Below are 16,860 nucleotides of genomic sequence, written 5' to 3'. Positions count from 1 at the left end.
TATTTTTTGTGTTACTGTCTCTTAAGTAACGCCATATAAAATCCGTCAAATCCTGTTTTGTGAGCGTAGACATTATCGTCGCGCACTAAGGTAAAATCTTTTCCAAATTCTGATGTTAAGAAAATATCAACTTGTTGTCTGTTTTCAGACGGTAATACAGAACATGTTGCATAAACCATTTGTCCGCCTGACTTTACCATTCTAGAGTATTTTTGAATAATTTCTTGTTGCGTTGCGCGAATTTTATCTAAAAATTCAGGTTGTAATTTCCACTTCGCATCAGGATTTCTTCTTAAAACACCTAATCCAGAGCAAGGTGCATCGATTAAAACACGGTCTGCTTTATCGTAAAGTTTTTTAATAACCTTAGACGAGTCTATATGACGAGGTTCAATATTATGAGCACCATCACGTTTTGCTCGACGTTTTAATTCATGTAATTTATTTGCATAAATGTCTAAAGCAATAATCTGACCTTTATTTTCCATTAAAGATGCTAAGTGTAATGTTTTTCCACCAGCACCAGCACATGTATCTATAACACGCATACCTGGTTTAACTTCTAAATAAGCAGCCACTAATTGAGACGATGCATCTTGTACTTCAAAATGTCCGTTTTTAAAAGATTCCGTAGTAAATACGTTTGCTCTCTCTTTTAATTTAAGTGCAGCAGGATATCCTTTAACAAATTCTGTTTCAATATCGTTGTCAAAAAGATCGGCTTGTAACTTGTCTTTAGTGATTTTTAGAGTGTTTGTTCTTAAAACAACCTCTGCTTGTTGGTTTAAAGCAGCAATCTCTTTTGTCCAAAGTTCTTCACCTAATTCTCTAGCACCAATTTCATCCATCCAATCTGGAATAGATTCTTTGAATTTTCTTATTTTAGAAAGTTCATCAAAACGTCCTTTAATTTTACGTGTAGGCGTATTTTCAAAATAAGTCCAATCAGGTAGTTTTATACCTTTTAATGTTGCCCATACGGCAAACATTCTCCAAATATTATCTCTATCGTATGGTTCTTTTACTTCTGCTATTTCAGCATATAGGCGTTTCCAACGTACGATTTCGTAAGTTGTTTCGGCTACAAAGCCACGGTCGCGACTTCCCCAGCGTTTATCGCGTTTTAATAATTGTTGTACTACTTTGTCGGCATAAATTCCTTCGTTAAAAATTAGCATTAATCCGTCTACTACCGCAAAGCATAAATTTCTATGTAATCGCATTTTGTGTATTTAAGGACACAAAGGTAAGTTTAATTAATTATTTTTAGCGAAAATTTTAATAAATGCGACTAATAGCTAGCCTTTTACTTATTGTTTTAATAAGTTCTTGTAAACAAGATGTTCAAAAAACTGTTAAAACCTATAATTCTGTTAATGTTCAGGATATTTATAACGACTCTATAAGTGTGCGAGCGATAGAACTTATGGGCGATGGTACTTTAACCTTTGCCGCAAATCAAGGGGCTTATGGATTATATTTTCCGAAGAAAGAACAATGGGCAACGTCTAAGCTACTTCACGATTCTGTGCCGTTACATTTTAGAGCGGTTGCACATACAGCTAACGATTTTTTTATGTTGAGTATTGAAAGTCCTGCGTTGTTATATAAAACGGGAGACGATGGTAGCATGAAATTGGTGTATAAAGAGGAAGGAGAAGGCGTGTTTTATGATGCCATGACGTTTTGGAATGATAAAGAAGGGCTTGCTGTAGGCGATAGTGTTAATGGTTGTTTGTCTATTATAATAACACGAGATGGCGGAGAAACATGGACGAAATTAACTTGTGATATTTTACCTGAATCTTTAGAAGGAGAAGGCGCGTTTGCAGCAAGTAATACTAATATAAAAGTGTTAGGAGACAAAGCTTGGATTGCAACTACAAGCGGAACAATGTATTTTACAGGAAATAAAGGAAAGTCTTGGGTTAGTATGGATACACCTATGTTAAATACAGAAGCGACTCAGGGGATTTATTCTATAGATTTTTACGATGATTATAATGGTTTTGCAGTTGGTGGAGATTATACTAAACCAGATATAAATACAACGAATAAAATGAAAACTTCTAATGGAGGAACAACATGGGAGTTAGTTGCTAATGGACAAGCGCCAGGATATAAAAGTTGCGTGCAATACATTCCTAATCATGAAGCACAAGGGTTAGTTGCTGTTAGTTTTAAAGGTATAGATCTATCTAATGATGGTGGCTTAACCTGGAAACACATTAGTGATGAATCGTTCTATACCATTAGATTTGTGAACGATTCTTTAGCTTATGCGGCAGGACAAGGTCGTATTTCTAAATTAGAATTTAAAGAATAAATATATTTACAACCTAGTCTATACAGAATTTGTATTAGATATATTCTGATAATAAATATTTCTATCTATTGAAACAAAGCTTTAAGTAAAGAAAATCCCTTTAAATATTAAAATTGTAAAAAGTACTTTACATGACCTTTTGCGCTAGATATTTTTGGACTTCATACACATTTATGCTTTTATTGAACTTTTTGCTTACAGATGGTAAATTTTCACTTGATATCCAAATTTTTAATTCGGCATCTAAATCGAATGTTCCTGCAGTTTCTAAAGAGAATCTAGAAATACTTTTATAAGGCATCGATCTGTATTCTTGTTTACTTCCAGTAAGCCCTTGTACATCAATTATAATTAAACGTTTGTTTGTAAACATAAAAGTGTCTCGTAAAAGTTTAAATCCTAATTCTACATGTTCTCCGTCAATAAGTAATCGGCTGTATTTCTCGTTTAATTGTTCAGGAGAAACTTCAGAAGCATTTCCTAATATTTTGTTGAATAATCCCATAATGTATATTGATTTCTGCTTAAAAAAAATGATTAAGCTGTGTATGGTTGTTTACTGTTGTCACAAATATATTTTTTTTAAATAAATATACTATGATTTTTTAACAGGTTTCAAGTTGTATTGTCGTAAAATTCAGAAAAAATTAAAATTAAAAGTCTATAAAAATGAATATGATTATAATTTAATTTATTTCATAAAAGAGTTGTAAAACAAGCTAAAACAATTAGTTTTAATCCCTTTTTTAGTATATAAATCGGTATTTTTGATGTGTAAAATAATCACAGATAATACAAATATCTGACGTCGAAATATATTTTTATTTATGAATTATAAAGCCGTAATTTTCGATTTAGATGGCACTTTAGTAGACTCTATTGAAGACCTAGCCGATGCCATGAATATCGTTTTAAAGAATAATAATTTTCCTATTCATTTACTTAATTCTTATCCTTCATTTATAGGGCATGGCATTCGCACTTTAGTAAAGAGGGCCTTACCCGAATCTGAAAGAAGTGAGGCGAAAATAGATATCTACTACAAAGAAATGATTGCCGTTTACGCTAAAAATTGTACCAATAAAACACATCCTTATAATGGTATTTCAGATTTGTTAAATGCCTTGACTACAAAGGGGCTAAAATTAGGTGTGTTTTCTAATAAAGCAGAAGATTTTACAAAGCGAGTGGTTGAGGTTGTGTTATCTCAATGGAATTTTGAAGCTGTTATAGGGTTAACCACAGAAGCACTTAAAAAACCAAATCCTCTAAAAGCAATTCAGTTTAGTGAAACGATTGGAGTTTCTCCTGAAGCATTTTTGTTTGTGGGAGATTCAGGTGTCGATATGCAAACAGGTACTAAGGCTGGTATGCATGCTGTTGGCGTATTATGGGGATTTAGAGATGAAAAAGAATTGCGTGCAGATGGAGCAAAAACGATATTAAAGCACCCGTTAGATTTATTAAAAATATTAGAATAAATAATTTAAAAAATAATAAGTAATATGAGGCAAGTTGTGATAATCATGGGATGTTTGCTTTTTGGTGAATTTTTTGTGTATTTAACAGGAATTAAAATGCCATCGAGTATAATAGGTATGTTGCTTTTAACTCTGTCTTTAGAAAGGGGATGGGTTAAGTTAGATTGGGTTCGTGGGCTTAGTAATTTTTTAACTCAGAATATGGCCTTTTTCTTTGTGCCTCCGGGGGTAGCAATTATGTTGTATTTAGATTTAATTAAGGCATCTTTTTGGCCTATAATTGTAGCATCTACATTAGGAACAATAATTGTTTTTGCGTGTACAGGTTGGACGCATCAATTATTTATGAAGCATAAAAAAAACTTTAAAAAAAATAAGCAATCTTAAGTACAGATTATGAATGCGATATTAAACTCAGATATTTTTATTCTTACTTTAACCTTTGTGGCTTATTTCTTGGCACAAACCATTCAGATAAAGACTAAATCAATATTTTTAAATCCGGTATTACTTTCAATTATTTTTATCATTGGTTTTCTAACTGTTTTTAAAATAGATTTCGAATCCTATCATCAAGGAAGTAGAATGATCGAATTCTTGTTAAAACCTGCAATTGTAGCATTGGGAGTGCCTTTATATCAGCAATTAGAAAAAATAAAGAAACAAGCCATTCCTATTATTATGTCTCAGTTGGTAGGTTGTATAGCAGGAATTGTTTCGGTGGTATTAATCGCTAAAGCTATGGGAGCTCCAAAGGAAATTATATTTTCAATTGCTCCAAAATCAGTGACTACACCTATTGCTATAGAGGTCTCTAAAACATTAGGTGGTATTCCGCCGTTAACAGCTTCTGTTGTTATTTTATTCGGAATATTAGGTTCTATTTTTGGATATGAAATCATGAAAATATCACGTATAAAAAGTTCTATAGCACAAGGGATTTCTATGGGAACAGCAGCACATGTTTTAGGAGCTTCTAAATCTATGGAAATTAGTGGTAATTTTGGTGCACTTTCTAGTATAGGACTAATTGTAAATGGAATATTTACAGCATTTTTGGCGCCTTATATTATTGCTTTTTTAGGAATTTGGATCGATTTCTAAAGTACATACAGTGTTTAATAACAAAAAAGGCTTCACAAATTTGTGAAGCCTTTTTTATGGTTTTTAATACAGGTTTTTACTCCTTAATACTTTTTATATAAGTTTCTAATTGTTTACCATATTTAGAAGCTTTAACTTCAGGTGTAAGGGAAACATTAATGGTGTCTAACCATTTTATGTTAGCATCATAAATTTCTGAAAGTGCCAAATAAGGAGCAATTTCAGAGTCTTTATGGTTTATTGCATAGTTAACAGTAAATAAATATTTACGTTTAATTAGACTTGCATCAGTTTTATTAACTTTATCTAATTTAATCGAATCTTTTGCTTTTGTTGCTTCAAATTTTTCTTTAATTAAATCTAAACGTGCATTTTTTATTTTTGTATTAAATTCATTGTAATCATCTAAAAGCGATTGGTTTTTAGAACCTGATATTTCTGCATCTACAATAAAATGTTTTAGTGTCGTTTTTATATCTATTATTCCTGCTTCAGCAAAAAATGGTATACGTTCGTAAGATTTGTCATGCTTATTTAAAACCAAGTAATAAATTTCAGGAGAGTCTACTTGTCCGTGTAATTCAAAATTTTCATTACCATTAATTTTTATAGAATCTAAAGCAACTAAAGCAGAATCTTCTATTTTTTGAAGGTAAACAGTTCCTTTTTTTAAACCTTTAACATGTGCGTTTACCGTTAAGTTTCCTTGATCTTTTCCGCAAGACACTACGATTAATAAAAGGAGTAAAATAGATAAGTTTTTCATTTTTATGATTGAATTTAGGAAGGCAAATATCTTATAATTTTTTGTTAAAAACTAGTTGACAGCAACGATTTTCATTAACTCGGTACAAAGAATAGCTCCATATGTACCTACTACATATCCAAACACTGCTAAAAGAGCTCCTACAGAGGCTAAAGATGGGTGAAATGCAGCAGCAACAACAGGAGCAGAGGCAGCACCACCAACATTGGCTTGGCTTCCCACAGCTAAGAAAAAATATGGTGCTTTAATAAGTTTGGCAACTATTATAAGTAAAACGGCATGAATAATCATCCAAACCAAACCAATTAAAATTAATCCTGGGTTTTCGAATAATTTAGTTAAATCCATTTTCATTCCTATGGTTGCTACTAATATGTATATAAAAACGCTACCAATTTTACTTGCTCCAGCACCTTCATAATTTTTAGCTTTTGTAAATGATAATAATATTCCGATGACTGTTGCTAGTGTAATTAACCAAAAGAAACTGCTTCCAAATGAAGATAACGGACTTTTAGTATCACTTACTACGGAAAAGTTTTCTGTTAAAAAAGATGAAATAAATTCAGAACCTAGATGTGATAATCCTACAGCTCCAAAAGCAAATACTAGAATCATCATATAATCATTTAATGTTGGCACTTTAGTTGTTTTTTCACTAAAGCTTTGAACTTTTCTTTGTAATTCGTCTATTGCAGTATTGTCGGCCTTTAACCAATTATCTATGCTTTTACGTTTACCAATTCCTAGTAGAATTAAAGCCATCCAAAAATTAGCAATTACAATATCTACTAATACCATACCACCATATAATTCTTGATTATATTGGTAAATTTCTAACATTGCAGCCTGGTTTGGTCCTCCGCCAATCCAACTTCCAGCGAGTGTAGAAAGTCCACGCCAAACAGCATCAAAACCAGCACCTCCAACCGTAGATGGAGAAATAGCCGAAATAAGTAATATTGCAATAGGTCCACCAATTACAATTCCTATGGTTCCTGTAAAAAACATGATTAATGCTTTCCAACCTAAATTAAAAATGGCCTTAAGGTCTATACTAATGGTCATTAACACTAAAGCTGCTGGTAAAAAGTATCTGCTAGCAATAAAATAAGTTTGAGAAGTGTCTGCAGAAATAATACCCAAAGAGTTAAAAATAGCGGGTATTAAATAACACATTAATAGTCCAGGAATGTACTTGTAAAATGTTTTCCAAAACTTGGTTTTTTTGGCTTCTGTAAAAAATACAAATCCAAGCGAAAGCATTAAAATACCAAACACAATGGCATCATTAGTGAATAGGGGTGTGTTTTCCATAAAAAATTGTTAAAGTTGCAAAATAGCAAATTTGAGGGTTAAAAAAAAGATGTTGTATTTAAAGTTTGGCACGAAGATTGCTTTTTATATGTTAATTATTATGATAACAAATATTAGAGTGTGGTTACTTTAATATTTTAGTAATAATTTTTCATATTGGTTGGTTAGTTAGTGAAAAAGCATCCCTCGAGGATGCTTTTTTTTTACTTATTATTTTGAATAAAATCTACAATACTTGTTACCAATTCAGGAGAAATAGTTCGTTCTGGTTCATTATAGGATTTAGAATTTTCTATACCCTCACCTTCAATAGTTACAAATATATGATTCATGTTTTTTATAAGTTTCATTGTAGCTTTTGGAGCCGCTGCTTTTAACTTTTTTGCATCTTCAACCTTAACTTGTATATCGTTAGTCCCATTTATAATTAATATAGGGATGTTTAATTTTTTAATTTCATCTTGAGGATTATAAGTCATCCAGTTTGAGATAAAGGGTTGTACATCTAAATTGAAAATGGATGCTAAAACAGTAGGGAAATCTGTAGTTGTTTCTCCTGTTTTTAAAATAGCAAATACTTTTTTAGAATCCTCCAGATATATTGGTGCATTAGTAGAGAGTTGCTCTAAAATAATCTGATCAATAGGCTCTCCTGGTCCCGAAATAGAAATATAACCATCTGCTTTATCTTTAGATATTATCATACCAATTAAACTGCCTTGGCTATGACCTATAATATAGATGTTATTAAAAGTGTTTTTAGATTTAAAAAAATCTAATACATCTTCTGCATCCGATATAAAATCATCAAATTTAATAGATTTATCGATGGTGTTATTTTTTATTTGCTTCACGATACGTTTATCATACCTAAATGTAGCAATGTTATTTAATGTAAGTTGTTGTGCCAATTTTTTTAGTGAATTGTTTTTTAAGAAATTCTGATTTCCATCTCTGTCCGTAGGGCCAGAACCTCCAATAATAATGGCAAGATTAGGATTAGTTGTATTTAGTGGTGTTAATAATGTTCCGTCAATGAGCTCTGTAATACTAAGGTTTTCTGTATTGAATTGTTTTTCTTGTGCGTGTGAGAAAATTGAACATACAAATAGGATTAATATGAATTGGTATTTCATAGTATTTGGAGGTTTTAACTTTAATTGTAAATAACGTACTCTTTCCAAATTTAAACTAATAGCGTAGAATCAAACGAGAATCTCTAAGTTATTTATATTCAATAGAATTTATAATGTGAGTTTTTACTTCTAGTAATAGTGTTTTTTGTTAAAAAAATACGCATTTCATCGAAATAATATGTATTTTATCTATGTTTTTGAATTTAAATTTTACTTTTAAAGTATGCTGAAATTTTTTTGGTAATGGATTAATTAATTAATTAATATTTGCATTGTGTCGTTGATTGTGGTTTCCTAAATCTAATAACATTATATAACGTGCAAATAATAGAAAACCAAGGTTGAGGGACCTTGGTTTTTTTTATTTAATAAATTGTTCTAAATGTAAGATTAATACGCTGTCCTATTTTCTTTTGTGTTTTAGGTAATTGATGAAGCCAATGCTCTTGTGTGCCACCTTTCATAAGTAGTAAGCTTCCATGATTTAGTGTTATTTTTTGTTTTAAACACGCATTTTCTTTGTGCTTAAAATGAAACATACGTTCTGCACCAAAAGATACAGATGCAATTACTGGATATTTGCCAAGTTCTTTCTCATTATCTGCATGCCAACCATTACTGTCTTGTCCATCTCGGTATAAATTGCATAAACAACTTGTAAAGTTATGATGAGTTTCTATTTCAATTTTTGACTTGATATTCGATAACGTTTCTGAAAACATATAAGGTGTCATTTGTATTCCAGAATATGTATATGGTTTGTCGTTATTAGCATATAAGGCTGTAAGTCTAGGTTGAGGAAGTGTTTTTCCAAATATGGTAATATCATCTTGTTGCCAAGCAATAGCATTTAAAAGCACATGATATAATTGATCTGCTTCTGTTTGTGAAAAAAATGCAGGATAATATATAACCTCTGCATCTTTCATATTTAAAGGTATTGTTTCATCTTTAAAAAGCATACTTATATATTTATATAAAAATAAGCCCAGTACATTAAAATAAACTGTATTGGGATACGTAAAATTAAAATCCATTTAGGTACTCCAGCCCCATTTTTTTCGTTTTTAAGCATATAAAAATGAACGAGTAAAAACACAAGTAGCATGGCTATAATTCCATAAATAGCAATCGATTTTAACGTCGAAATACATAAACAAATGCCTAAAGCAATTTCAAAAATACCACTTAAAGCTACCAATAATTTAGGATTTGGTAAATAATTAGGCATAATTTTCAAATAGGTATTAGGCTTTACAAAGTGTAAAATTCCAGCAACAACATATAAAAAAGACAGGAGATATAAATGCCAAGGATACACCATAGGAGAAAATTATTTTATCTAATTTAGCGTTAAATCTCGATGTCATGAAATTTAAAGTAGCCTTTTTATATTTTCTAATAAGTAGTTCTGTTTTTGCACAATTACCAAAAGGATTTGTATATGTAAAAGATGTAGTGCCAAGTATACAGCTTGAATTACGGTATTGTACTGATTATAATTTTGTTGGCGAACCAATTTATGGTTATTACAATGCTGTAGGTATTGTGACTTCTGAAACGGCCGATGCATTACATGCTGTACAAAAAGAATTAGAAACACAAAACTTATCACTTAAAATTTATGATGCTTACAGACCACAAGAAGCAGTGAATCATTTTATAAAATGGGCAAAAAATGTAAATGATACATTGATGAAGCCTCACTTTTACCCAAATGTAGATAAACATTATTTGTTTAGAGATGGATATATTGCTTCAAAATCTAGACACAGCAGTGGGAGCACAGTAGATTTAACGATTGTAAATGCAGAAACTGGTAAAAACTTAGATATGGGATCGCCTTTCGATTTTTTTGGAGAGCCTTCTTGGGTAGCGTACTCTAAATTAACCACTAAACAAAAAGAGAATAGAATACTTTTGCAGCGTGTGATGCAAAAACATGGATTTAGAAGCTATAGCAAAGAGTGGTGGCATTTTACGCTAAGAAACGAGCCCTTTAAAAATCAATATTTTAACTTTCCTGTGGAATAGTTCATGCCTTAGTTAACGTGTAATTTTGTATCCAAGGAATATCTGTCTCGAAAAATGTTATAGTTGTCGCTATAACTTCTGATGTTGCATTTTTTGGCGATTTATAATCTAATCTCGCCTTATAATGTGTTAAATTTAAGTCGTCTTTAGAAGGATTACTCGTTTTATTTGAATTAAAAGAGAGATCACTTTTACTGAAATTTACCAAGTTCCGTATCAGTTTTAAGTTCTTTTTGTGGAGCTTTAGATAATTCAATAAATTTATAATAAGTGTGTCTATAGACACCGTCGGGATTTAATGAAATAGAATATGTAAGTGCATTTAAATCAGTAGGTTTTATATTATATTTATAATTGTCTGTAGCAATAACTGCTTGGTCTATTATGGTAAAAGAGGATATAATAATTAAAAATAATAAAATTCTTTTCGTCTTAATTTTTTTAATACCAACGTTTCTTTTTCTTTTTAGAGGCTTCAGATTTTCTACCTTTTTTGTGTTTACTTCCGCCTTGTTTTTTATGAACTTCTGGTTTTGCTTTAGGATCCAGTAAATACGGGTGATTTTCTTCAATTGCAATTTCTCTTTGAATTAATTGCTGAATAGATTTTATATAAGTTTTCTCGTCTGCTGAACAAAATGAATACGACATTCCTGTTTTTCCTGCACGACCTGTACGTCCAATACGGTGTACATAAGTTTCAGGAATGTTTGGAATATCAAAATTAATAACCACATCTAAATCGTCTATATCAATTCCACGAGCAGCAACATCTGTAGCAATTAAAATATTAGAATCTCCATTTTTAAAATTACTTAAAGCTGCTTGTCTGTCACTTTGTGTTTTATCTCCATGAAAGCTTTCAACCTTAAAACCGTTTCTAATTAAGGTTTGTTCTAATTTATCGACACCAAATTTTGTACGTCTAAAAATCAGCATATTTCCTTTAAAGGTGTTTCTTAAAAGGTGTAAACACAATTCTATTTTTTTAGGTTTCGGTACGTAAAACAATAATTGAGAAACACTTTTAGCAGCCGAAGATGTAGGAGAAACTTCTACACGCTCTGGGGTCTTTAAGATGGTTTTCGCTAACTGTTCTACCTTAAAAGGCATGGTTGCAGAAAAGAGTAAGATTTGTTTTTCACTAGTACACAGACGTTCAATTTTTTTAACATCGTCTATAAAGCCCATGTCTAACATTAAATCAGCTTCATCTAACACTAAAGTCTGAACAAAATCTAAGTTAACAACATCTTGTTTATGTAAATCTAGCAAACGACCTGGAGTAGCTATTAAAATATCAACTCCCTTTTTTAAGATTTCAATTTGTGGTTCTATAGATGCGCCTCCAAAAACAACAGCACTTTTTAAATTGGTGTATTTACTGTATTTTTTAAAATTTTCTTCTATTTGGATTGCTAATTCTCGTGTCGGACTTATAATTAGTGCCTTAATTTTTTTTCCGTGTTTTGGCGCGTCTTGATTGTCGAAAAACAATTGAAGAATAGGTAAAGCAAAAGCAGCCGTTTTTCCTGTTCCTGTTTGTGCAGAAGCAATAACATCTTTTCCTTCTAATATAAAAGGAATGGTTTTTTCTTGAATCAGAGTTGGTTCATTGTAACCAGATTCGGCAATAGCGCGTAAAAGCGGTCTGTTAAGGTGTAAGTCTTTAAACGACATAGATTTAATAAATAAGATTGCAACAAAGATAGTGTAAAAGCCAAGAGAAATGATGACTTTGTATTATTTACGCAAAAAGCTTCTGGATTTAGCTAAAAATCTTCACGTATTTTTCGGTCGATTTTTTTAAATTTTCAGAAAGTCCTTTTAACCAAATCAGTTGGTTGTAAATTAAATGAGCTTCTTGTAAATCGTTAAGTAAGGCTTTATCTATTGTAGTTATCCCTTTTTCAATTTCTTTATTTCGTTTTTTTGATAGCTTCTGAAAGTTATGAAGCAACTTGTCTTCAGCCTCAGAAATGTAAGAATCTTTATGTAATGGCTCTGGTTCTTGTTTATCTAATATGGCGAAAGTATAATCTAAATTGGTTTTAATGTGATTGATAAAAATATCGAATTGTTTTGAAGCATCTCTGGTGTCGTGATTCTGAATAAAACTACCTAAAGAGGCAACAGCGGCCAAAAATGTATGATTTAAAGTTACAATATTATAAATTAAATCTAATTCAATTTGTTTTGATTTTGGATCTTGGGTCATGCGCTGAAAGGCAGCATTTAAATTTGCTACAGCCAAAAAAGCTTCTTTTCTGGGTACTTTATAATTTATATTATCAGTGTTTTTACTGTGGTATAAATTTTTAGTTGCGATTAAGTAAATGGTGTTGTTTTTAATAACAGACTCTATAACATCGTTCAAGTTTTTGTATTCCCAATTTGGCCATAAAAAATAAGTAGCACAAAGAGAAATTAGAGCACCTATTAGAGTGTCTAGCACTCTAAATTTAACAACAATCATGGCGTTTGGGTCTAGCAAGGCGTATACAAATATAATGTACATGGTAATAAAAGTTGCACCAACTCTATAATTTTGCTGAATTAAAGAAAAACCAAACATAAGTGAAACAGCTGCTAAAACCGCATACACAATTGGATTAGACGTGAGCATAATAATTGCAATTGCAAAAATAGCACCAATTAAGGTGCCTAATATTCTGTTTTTTGTGCGCTCTTTGGTAAGACCATAATTAGGACGCATAATAACAATAATGGTTAAAATAATCCAATATGCATTTCTAATTTCAAAAAACTGACCAAGTAAAAAGGCAACTAAAAGCGAAATAGTTAAACGTAACGTATGTCTGAAAATAGGTGATTTTAAACTAATATTCTCAAAGAAAATATTAGGGGAATATTCTTGAGAGGTTATAAATTGTGCTGCCTCAGTACTTTTTAATTTTAAATGAGAAGCATCGTTTACATTGGCCATAACACGTCTTATAGAACGTATTTCGTACAATAGCTTTTTTTGATAATCATATAAATTATGAAGCATCATTGCGCCTTCTCTGGCTTTAGGAAGTTGCACATCGTCTACATAATGTTTAATTCCTTTATGAGCTTTATTCAAAGCTTTTAAAAGTTTGTTTTTTGTTGGAATTTTATCACCTTTTATAACAGATTCTGAAAGCATTATTAAATGATTACCCATTACAAAATTTAAATTCTTAAAGGGTTTTAAATGCTGTTTACGTTCGCTAAAGTGTGCATTTATTTTTGTGTAATCTAAATTGTTTGCGAGTGCTAATTCAAAAATATCGACTAGAGATATAAAAATCAGTAATCGTTTTTCATCAAAATGAGACCGTCCAGATCGTTTACGTTCAGTAAGTAACATTTCTCTTAATGTTTCGTGCTTTTCACTAATTTGAGTTTGAAGTGAAAATAATTCATTTTGAAGTTTTGTTCTTTTCGATTTTTTTGTGATTAGTTTCGCTCTAATTTTAAGGTATTTCCCTGTTAATAATAGGGTTTGAGAAATAACTTGATCTTCATCTTTTTTAGGATTTACCCAATGCAAAAACAATGAAAATAGTAAATACCAAAGTCCACCACATGCTGTTAAAGCCGAGTGTATTAAGATTTCTGAAGATGATTCTTTCTTAACACCTAAAGCAATAACAATAGCCAGTAATCCAGAAAAAGCAATTAAAGATCCTCTAAAGCCATAAGCAGATATTAACGAAATAAATAAAGTTAATATAGTAAGTAGTACAATTAAAACAGGTAAAAAAGGTTTTGCAAAGAGTATAATGCAAGTGGTAAATGTTGTAATTATAACACTAAGTAATATGCCGTTTATTTTACGTTTTAAGCTGCCAGGAATATCGCTAGGTGCATTTAAAAATATACCTATGGCAACAGAAGGGGCATATGCAAATATACCTATAGAATAAAAGAATAATAAAGGAATTAGAATAGAGAGTGTAATAAGAAGACCGCGGTAAAAATTGGATCCCTTAAAGAATAATTCTATAGATTTTAAATAGTCCTTTATCATGTGTGTAATTCATGAGTAAAGATAACTTACAAAAGTTTTATTTCAATATAATTAGGCTAGTTTTTTACGTATTCAATCTTTCTAAATCGTAGTGCATTCCAGTTTTTAGAAAGTTTTATTTTACGCACAGGCTGTAAACTATAATCTTTGATTTCATCCCACGCGTCGTGATTATATAATTCTAAAATATAAGATTTAGAGGTTTCATTAGGAAAAGCAATCCATAGTATAGAATCGTCTGTTAGCTTTGGAAATAGTGTTAACATCTGATTGAATAATTCTTGTTTATTTGTAACAAATAAAACCGCGCAAGACACGCTAGATGTTTTTAATAGAGAACCTAAAATAGAGCAATCTAAGCAACTGGTAAGTGTAGCAAATTCTTCGGGTTCGTTTAAGACCAGAATTTCATCTTGTTTATGAAGTTGTAATCTTTCAATAGCTGTTTTCATAACTTTAAATTACTGATTATTTTAAAGTTAGTGAAAATATAAAGGAGAGCCTAAATAATTTTAAGTCAGTTTTTAGGCTTAAATCAGATTAACGATTATTTATATGAGGAGATTTTTCAAGAACAACCTCAGTTACAAAGTAGTTACTGTCACCCCATATAAAAAAGGTTTTGTAGCGTTCTGTATATTTAATCTTTACGTATTTACCTTGTAGTTCATTTAATTTTTCAATGACTTCTTTATCATCATCAAGTATAGAAAAAGAAAAAATTTGAGCACCACTAATACCTTGACTAATTTCGCCTTCCCATGTTTTAAAAAAGACTCCTTTCTGACTAATTTTTATAAGTTCACCAGCTCGAGTACCAGTGCTATAAGGTACATAGTAAATAAATGCCATGTATGCAGAGGCTATAAGTGCTAAGCCTAAAAAGACTAAAAATAATGTTTTCTTCATCAAAAAAATATAAGATATAAAAAGTAAAATTAATGTATTTTTTTCATTCAACACAGATAAATTTTATAAGTACTCAATAAAACTTTCTAATAGTATAGCGCATTTTAATATTTATAATATCGATTTTTAAAAAATAATAATCATTTCAACATTAATAACCTAGTGTATTAATAGTCAATGTATCTCGTTTTAAAAAGATTAAAAGAACATATTGGTTCAAAGTGTGTTTTTGTTAAACATTTATGAAAAAAAGCTTAAATTTTTAATGATCTTACCTTATTAAGGTTGTCTAAATTTGTATTTTTGTTAACCATTTTAAAAAAGAATCAAAAAAAACTTTATGAATTCATACGATGTAGCCATTATCGGATCAGGACCTGGAGGATATGTAGCAGCGATTCGTTGCGCACAACTAGGCATGAAAACTGCAATAATAGAAAAATATTCAACACTTGGTGGAACCTGTTTAAATGTAGGTTGTATTCCAAGTAAAGCCTTACTAGATTCATCTCACCATTATGACGATGCAATCAAACATTTTGAGGCACATGGGATTGAAATTCCTGGTGAAATAAAAGTGAATCTTGAAAAAATGATTGCACGTAAGCAATCTGTCGTAGATCAAACTACTGGAGGTATCGACTTCTTAATGAAGAAGAATAACATTGATGTTTATCAAGGTATTGGTGCTTTTAAGGATGCTACACACATTACTATTTCTGGTGAGGAAACTACCGAAATTGAAGCAAAAAACACAATCATTGCTACGGGAAGTAAACCTTCTAACTTACCATTTATCAATATTGATAAAGAGCGTATCATTACATCTACCGAAGCTTTAAAACTAAAAGAAGTACCAAAACATTTAATAGTAATTGGTGGTGGTGTTATTGGTTTAGAATTAGGTCAAGTTTACAAGCGTCTTGGTTCAGAAGTTTCTGTAGTAGAATTCATGGATCGCATTATCCCAACTATGGATGCTGGTCTATCTAAAGAATTAAACAAAGTATTAAAGAAACAGAAATTCAAAATAAACGTGTCTCACAAAGTAAAATCTGTAGAGCGTGTTGGTGATGAAGTTATCGTGAAAGCTGATAATAAAAAAGGAGAAGAAGTAGAATTTAAAGGAGACTATTGTTTAGTATCTGTTGGACGTCGTCCATATACAGATGGCTTAAACGCTGAAGCTGCTGGAGTGAAACTTACAGACCGTGGACAAATAGAAGTAAACGACCATTTACAAACTAGTGCATCTAATATTTATGCTATTGGTGATGTTGTAAAAGGTGCAATGTTGGCACATAAAGCAGAAGAAGAAGGTACCTTTGTAGCTGAAACTATTGCTGGACAAAAACCACATATCGATTATAACTTAATCCCAGGTGTCGTTTACACATGGCCAGAAGTTGCAACTGTTGGTAAAACAGAGGAGCAATTAAAAGAAGCCGGCGTAGAATACAAAGTTGGATCGTTCCCAATGCGTGCTTTAGGTAGAAGTAGAGCAAGTATGGATTTAGACGGATTTGTAAAAATTCTTGCAGATAAAACTACAGATGAAATTTTAGGTGTACATATGGTTGGTGCTCGTGCTGCCGATATGATTGCCGAAGCGGTTGTAGCTATGGAGTACAGAGCTAGTGCAGAAGATGTATCTAGAATGTCTCATGCACATCCTACATTTACAGAAGCAATTAAAGAAGCGGCTTTAGCTGCAACTGCAGATCGTGCTTTACATATTTAAGAAGCAAAATTAAAATTGTATAAAATAA

General features: G+C 31.1%; 18 protein-coding genes. 6 read left to right on the top strand and 12 right to left on the bottom strand.

Features of this window, described 5'->3' with window-relative positions; all coding sequences use genetic code 11:
* Positions 1–11 precede the first annotated feature (11 nt).
* Positions 12–1,223, bottom strand: a complete 1,212-nt coding sequence (locus Q1B05_RS09155) for an RsmB/NOP family class I SAM-dependent RNA methyltransferase (protein WP_299779866.1) — start codon at positions 1,221–1,223, stop codon at positions 12–14.
* Positions 1,224–1,285: 62 nt separating this feature from the next.
* On the opposite strand from Q1B05_RS09155, the gene Q1B05_RS09150 reads away from it, so the two are divergent.
* Positions 1,286–2,326 carry an oxidoreductase gene (locus tag Q1B05_RS09150; protein WP_299779864.1) on the top strand — a complete coding sequence of 347 codons (1,041 nt, stop codon included), beginning with the start codon at positions 1,286–1,288 and terminating at the stop codon, positions 2,324–2,326.
* 127 nt (positions 2,327–2,453) lie between these two features.
* Here Q1B05_RS09150 and Q1B05_RS09145 read toward each other — a convergent pair whose 3' ends face one another.
* Positions 2,454–2,831 carry a PH domain-containing protein gene (locus Q1B05_RS09145; RefSeq protein WP_299779862.1) on the bottom strand — a complete coding sequence of 126 codons (378 nt, stop codon included), beginning with the start codon at positions 2,829–2,831 and terminating at the stop codon, positions 2,454–2,456.
* Positions 2,832–3,153: 322 nt separating this feature from the next.
* Here Q1B05_RS09145 and Q1B05_RS09140 point away from each other — a divergent pair, with 322 nt between their 5' ends.
* From Q1B05_RS09140 to Q1B05_RS09130, 3 genes are read left to right on the top strand one after another with little or no spacing between them, the layout of a single operon-like run.
* Positions 3,154–3,807, top strand: coding sequence for an HAD family hydrolase (locus Q1B05_RS09140; protein ID WP_299779860.1), 654 nt, complete (start codon positions 3,154–3,156; stop codon positions 3,805–3,807).
* 24 nt (positions 3,808–3,831) lie between these two features.
* Entirely contained in the window at positions 3,832–4,194 is a 363-nt protein-coding gene (locus Q1B05_RS09135; protein ID WP_299779859.1) for a CidA/LrgA family protein, read from the top strand.
* Between the two features lie 9 nt (positions 4,195–4,203).
* A complete protein-coding gene (locus Q1B05_RS09130) occupies positions 4,204–4,911 on the top strand; it encodes an LrgB family protein (RefSeq protein ID WP_299779857.1) in 708 nt (235 codons plus the stop codon).
* 76 nt (positions 4,912–4,987) lie between these two features.
* Here Q1B05_RS09130 and Q1B05_RS09125 read toward each other — a convergent pair whose 3' ends face one another.
* The 5 genes from Q1B05_RS09125 to Q1B05_RS09105 form a co-directional block, all read right to left on the bottom strand.
* On the bottom strand, positions 4,988–5,677 hold the full coding sequence (locus Q1B05_RS09125) for a DUF4369 domain-containing protein (RefSeq protein ID WP_299779855.1): 690 nt from the start codon (positions 5,675–5,677) through the stop codon (positions 4,988–4,990).
* Between the two features lie 51 nt (positions 5,678–5,728).
* Positions 5,729–6,994, bottom strand: a complete 1,266-nt coding sequence (locus Q1B05_RS09120) for a DUF819 family protein (RefSeq protein WP_299779853.1) — start codon at positions 6,992–6,994, stop codon at positions 5,729–5,731.
* Positions 6,995–7,197: 203 nt separating this feature from the next.
* Positions 7,198–8,130 (bottom strand): alpha/beta hydrolase, encoded by a 933-nt coding sequence (locus Q1B05_RS09115; RefSeq protein WP_299779851.1) that lies wholly within the window; start codon positions 8,128–8,130, stop codon positions 7,198–7,200.
* A 365-nt stretch (positions 8,131–8,495) separates the two neighbouring features.
* On the bottom strand, positions 8,496–9,092 hold the full coding sequence (locus Q1B05_RS09110) for an alpha-ketoglutarate-dependent dioxygenase AlkB (protein ID WP_299779849.1): 597 nt from the start codon (positions 9,090–9,092) through the stop codon (positions 8,496–8,498).
* A 2-nt stretch (positions 9,093–9,094) separates the two neighbouring features.
* On the bottom strand, positions 9,095–9,454 hold the full coding sequence (locus Q1B05_RS09105) for a MauE/DoxX family redox-associated membrane protein (protein WP_299779847.1): 360 nt from the start codon (positions 9,452–9,454) through the stop codon (positions 9,095–9,097).
* 44 nt (positions 9,455–9,498) lie between these two features.
* On the opposite strand from Q1B05_RS09105, the gene Q1B05_RS09100 reads away from it, so the two are divergent.
* Positions 9,499–10,164 (top strand): M15 family metallopeptidase, encoded by a 666-nt coding sequence (locus tag Q1B05_RS09100; protein ID WP_299779845.1) that lies wholly within the window; start codon positions 9,499–9,501, stop codon positions 10,162–10,164.
* A gap of 1 nt (position 10,165) precedes the next feature.
* Here the strand turns inward: Q1B05_RS09100 and Q1B05_RS09095 are convergent, their stop codons facing one another.
* From Q1B05_RS09095 to Q1B05_RS09075, 5 genes are all read right to left on the bottom strand, one after another.
* Entirely contained in the window at positions 10,166–10,372 is a 207-nt protein-coding gene (locus Q1B05_RS09095) for a hypothetical protein (protein WP_299779843.1), read from the bottom strand.
* A gap of 233 nt (positions 10,373–10,605) precedes the next feature.
* A complete protein-coding gene (locus Q1B05_RS09090) occupies positions 10,606–11,844 on the bottom strand; it encodes a DEAD/DEAH box helicase (RefSeq protein WP_299779841.1) in 1,239 nt (412 codons plus the stop codon).
* Between the two features lie 88 nt (positions 11,845–11,932).
* Positions 11,933–14,182: an FUSC family membrane protein gene (locus tag Q1B05_RS09085; RefSeq protein WP_299779839.1), complete on the bottom strand. Its 2,250-nt coding sequence runs from the start codon at positions 14,180–14,182 to the stop codon at positions 11,933–11,935.
* Positions 14,183–14,238: 56 nt separating this feature from the next.
* Positions 14,239–14,634 (bottom strand): hypothetical protein, encoded by a 396-nt coding sequence (locus tag Q1B05_RS09080; protein WP_299779837.1) that lies wholly within the window; start codon positions 14,632–14,634, stop codon positions 14,239–14,241.
* An 88-nt stretch (positions 14,635–14,722) separates the two neighbouring features.
* Positions 14,723–15,091, bottom strand: a complete 369-nt coding sequence (locus Q1B05_RS09075; RefSeq protein ID WP_299779835.1) for a 6-phosphogluconate dehydrogenase — start codon at positions 15,089–15,091, stop codon at positions 14,723–14,725.
* A gap of 340 nt (positions 15,092–15,431) precedes the next feature.
* Between Q1B05_RS09075 and lpdA the strand changes: the two genes are divergently transcribed.
* A complete protein-coding gene (gene lpdA, locus Q1B05_RS09070; RefSeq protein WP_299779833.1) occupies positions 15,432–16,832 on the top strand; it encodes a dihydrolipoyl dehydrogenase in 1,401 nt (466 codons plus the stop codon).
* The last annotated feature ends 28 nt before the right edge of the window (positions 16,833–16,860 follow it).

Origin of the sequence: uncultured Formosa sp. (genome assembly GCF_947500765.1) — a bacterium.
Lineage (GTDB): Bacteria > Bacteroidota > Bacteroidia > Flavobacteriales > Flavobacteriaceae > Formosa.
Note: the sequence above shows the minus strand (reverse complement) of the source record. Positions and strands in the feature narration are given on the sequence as shown.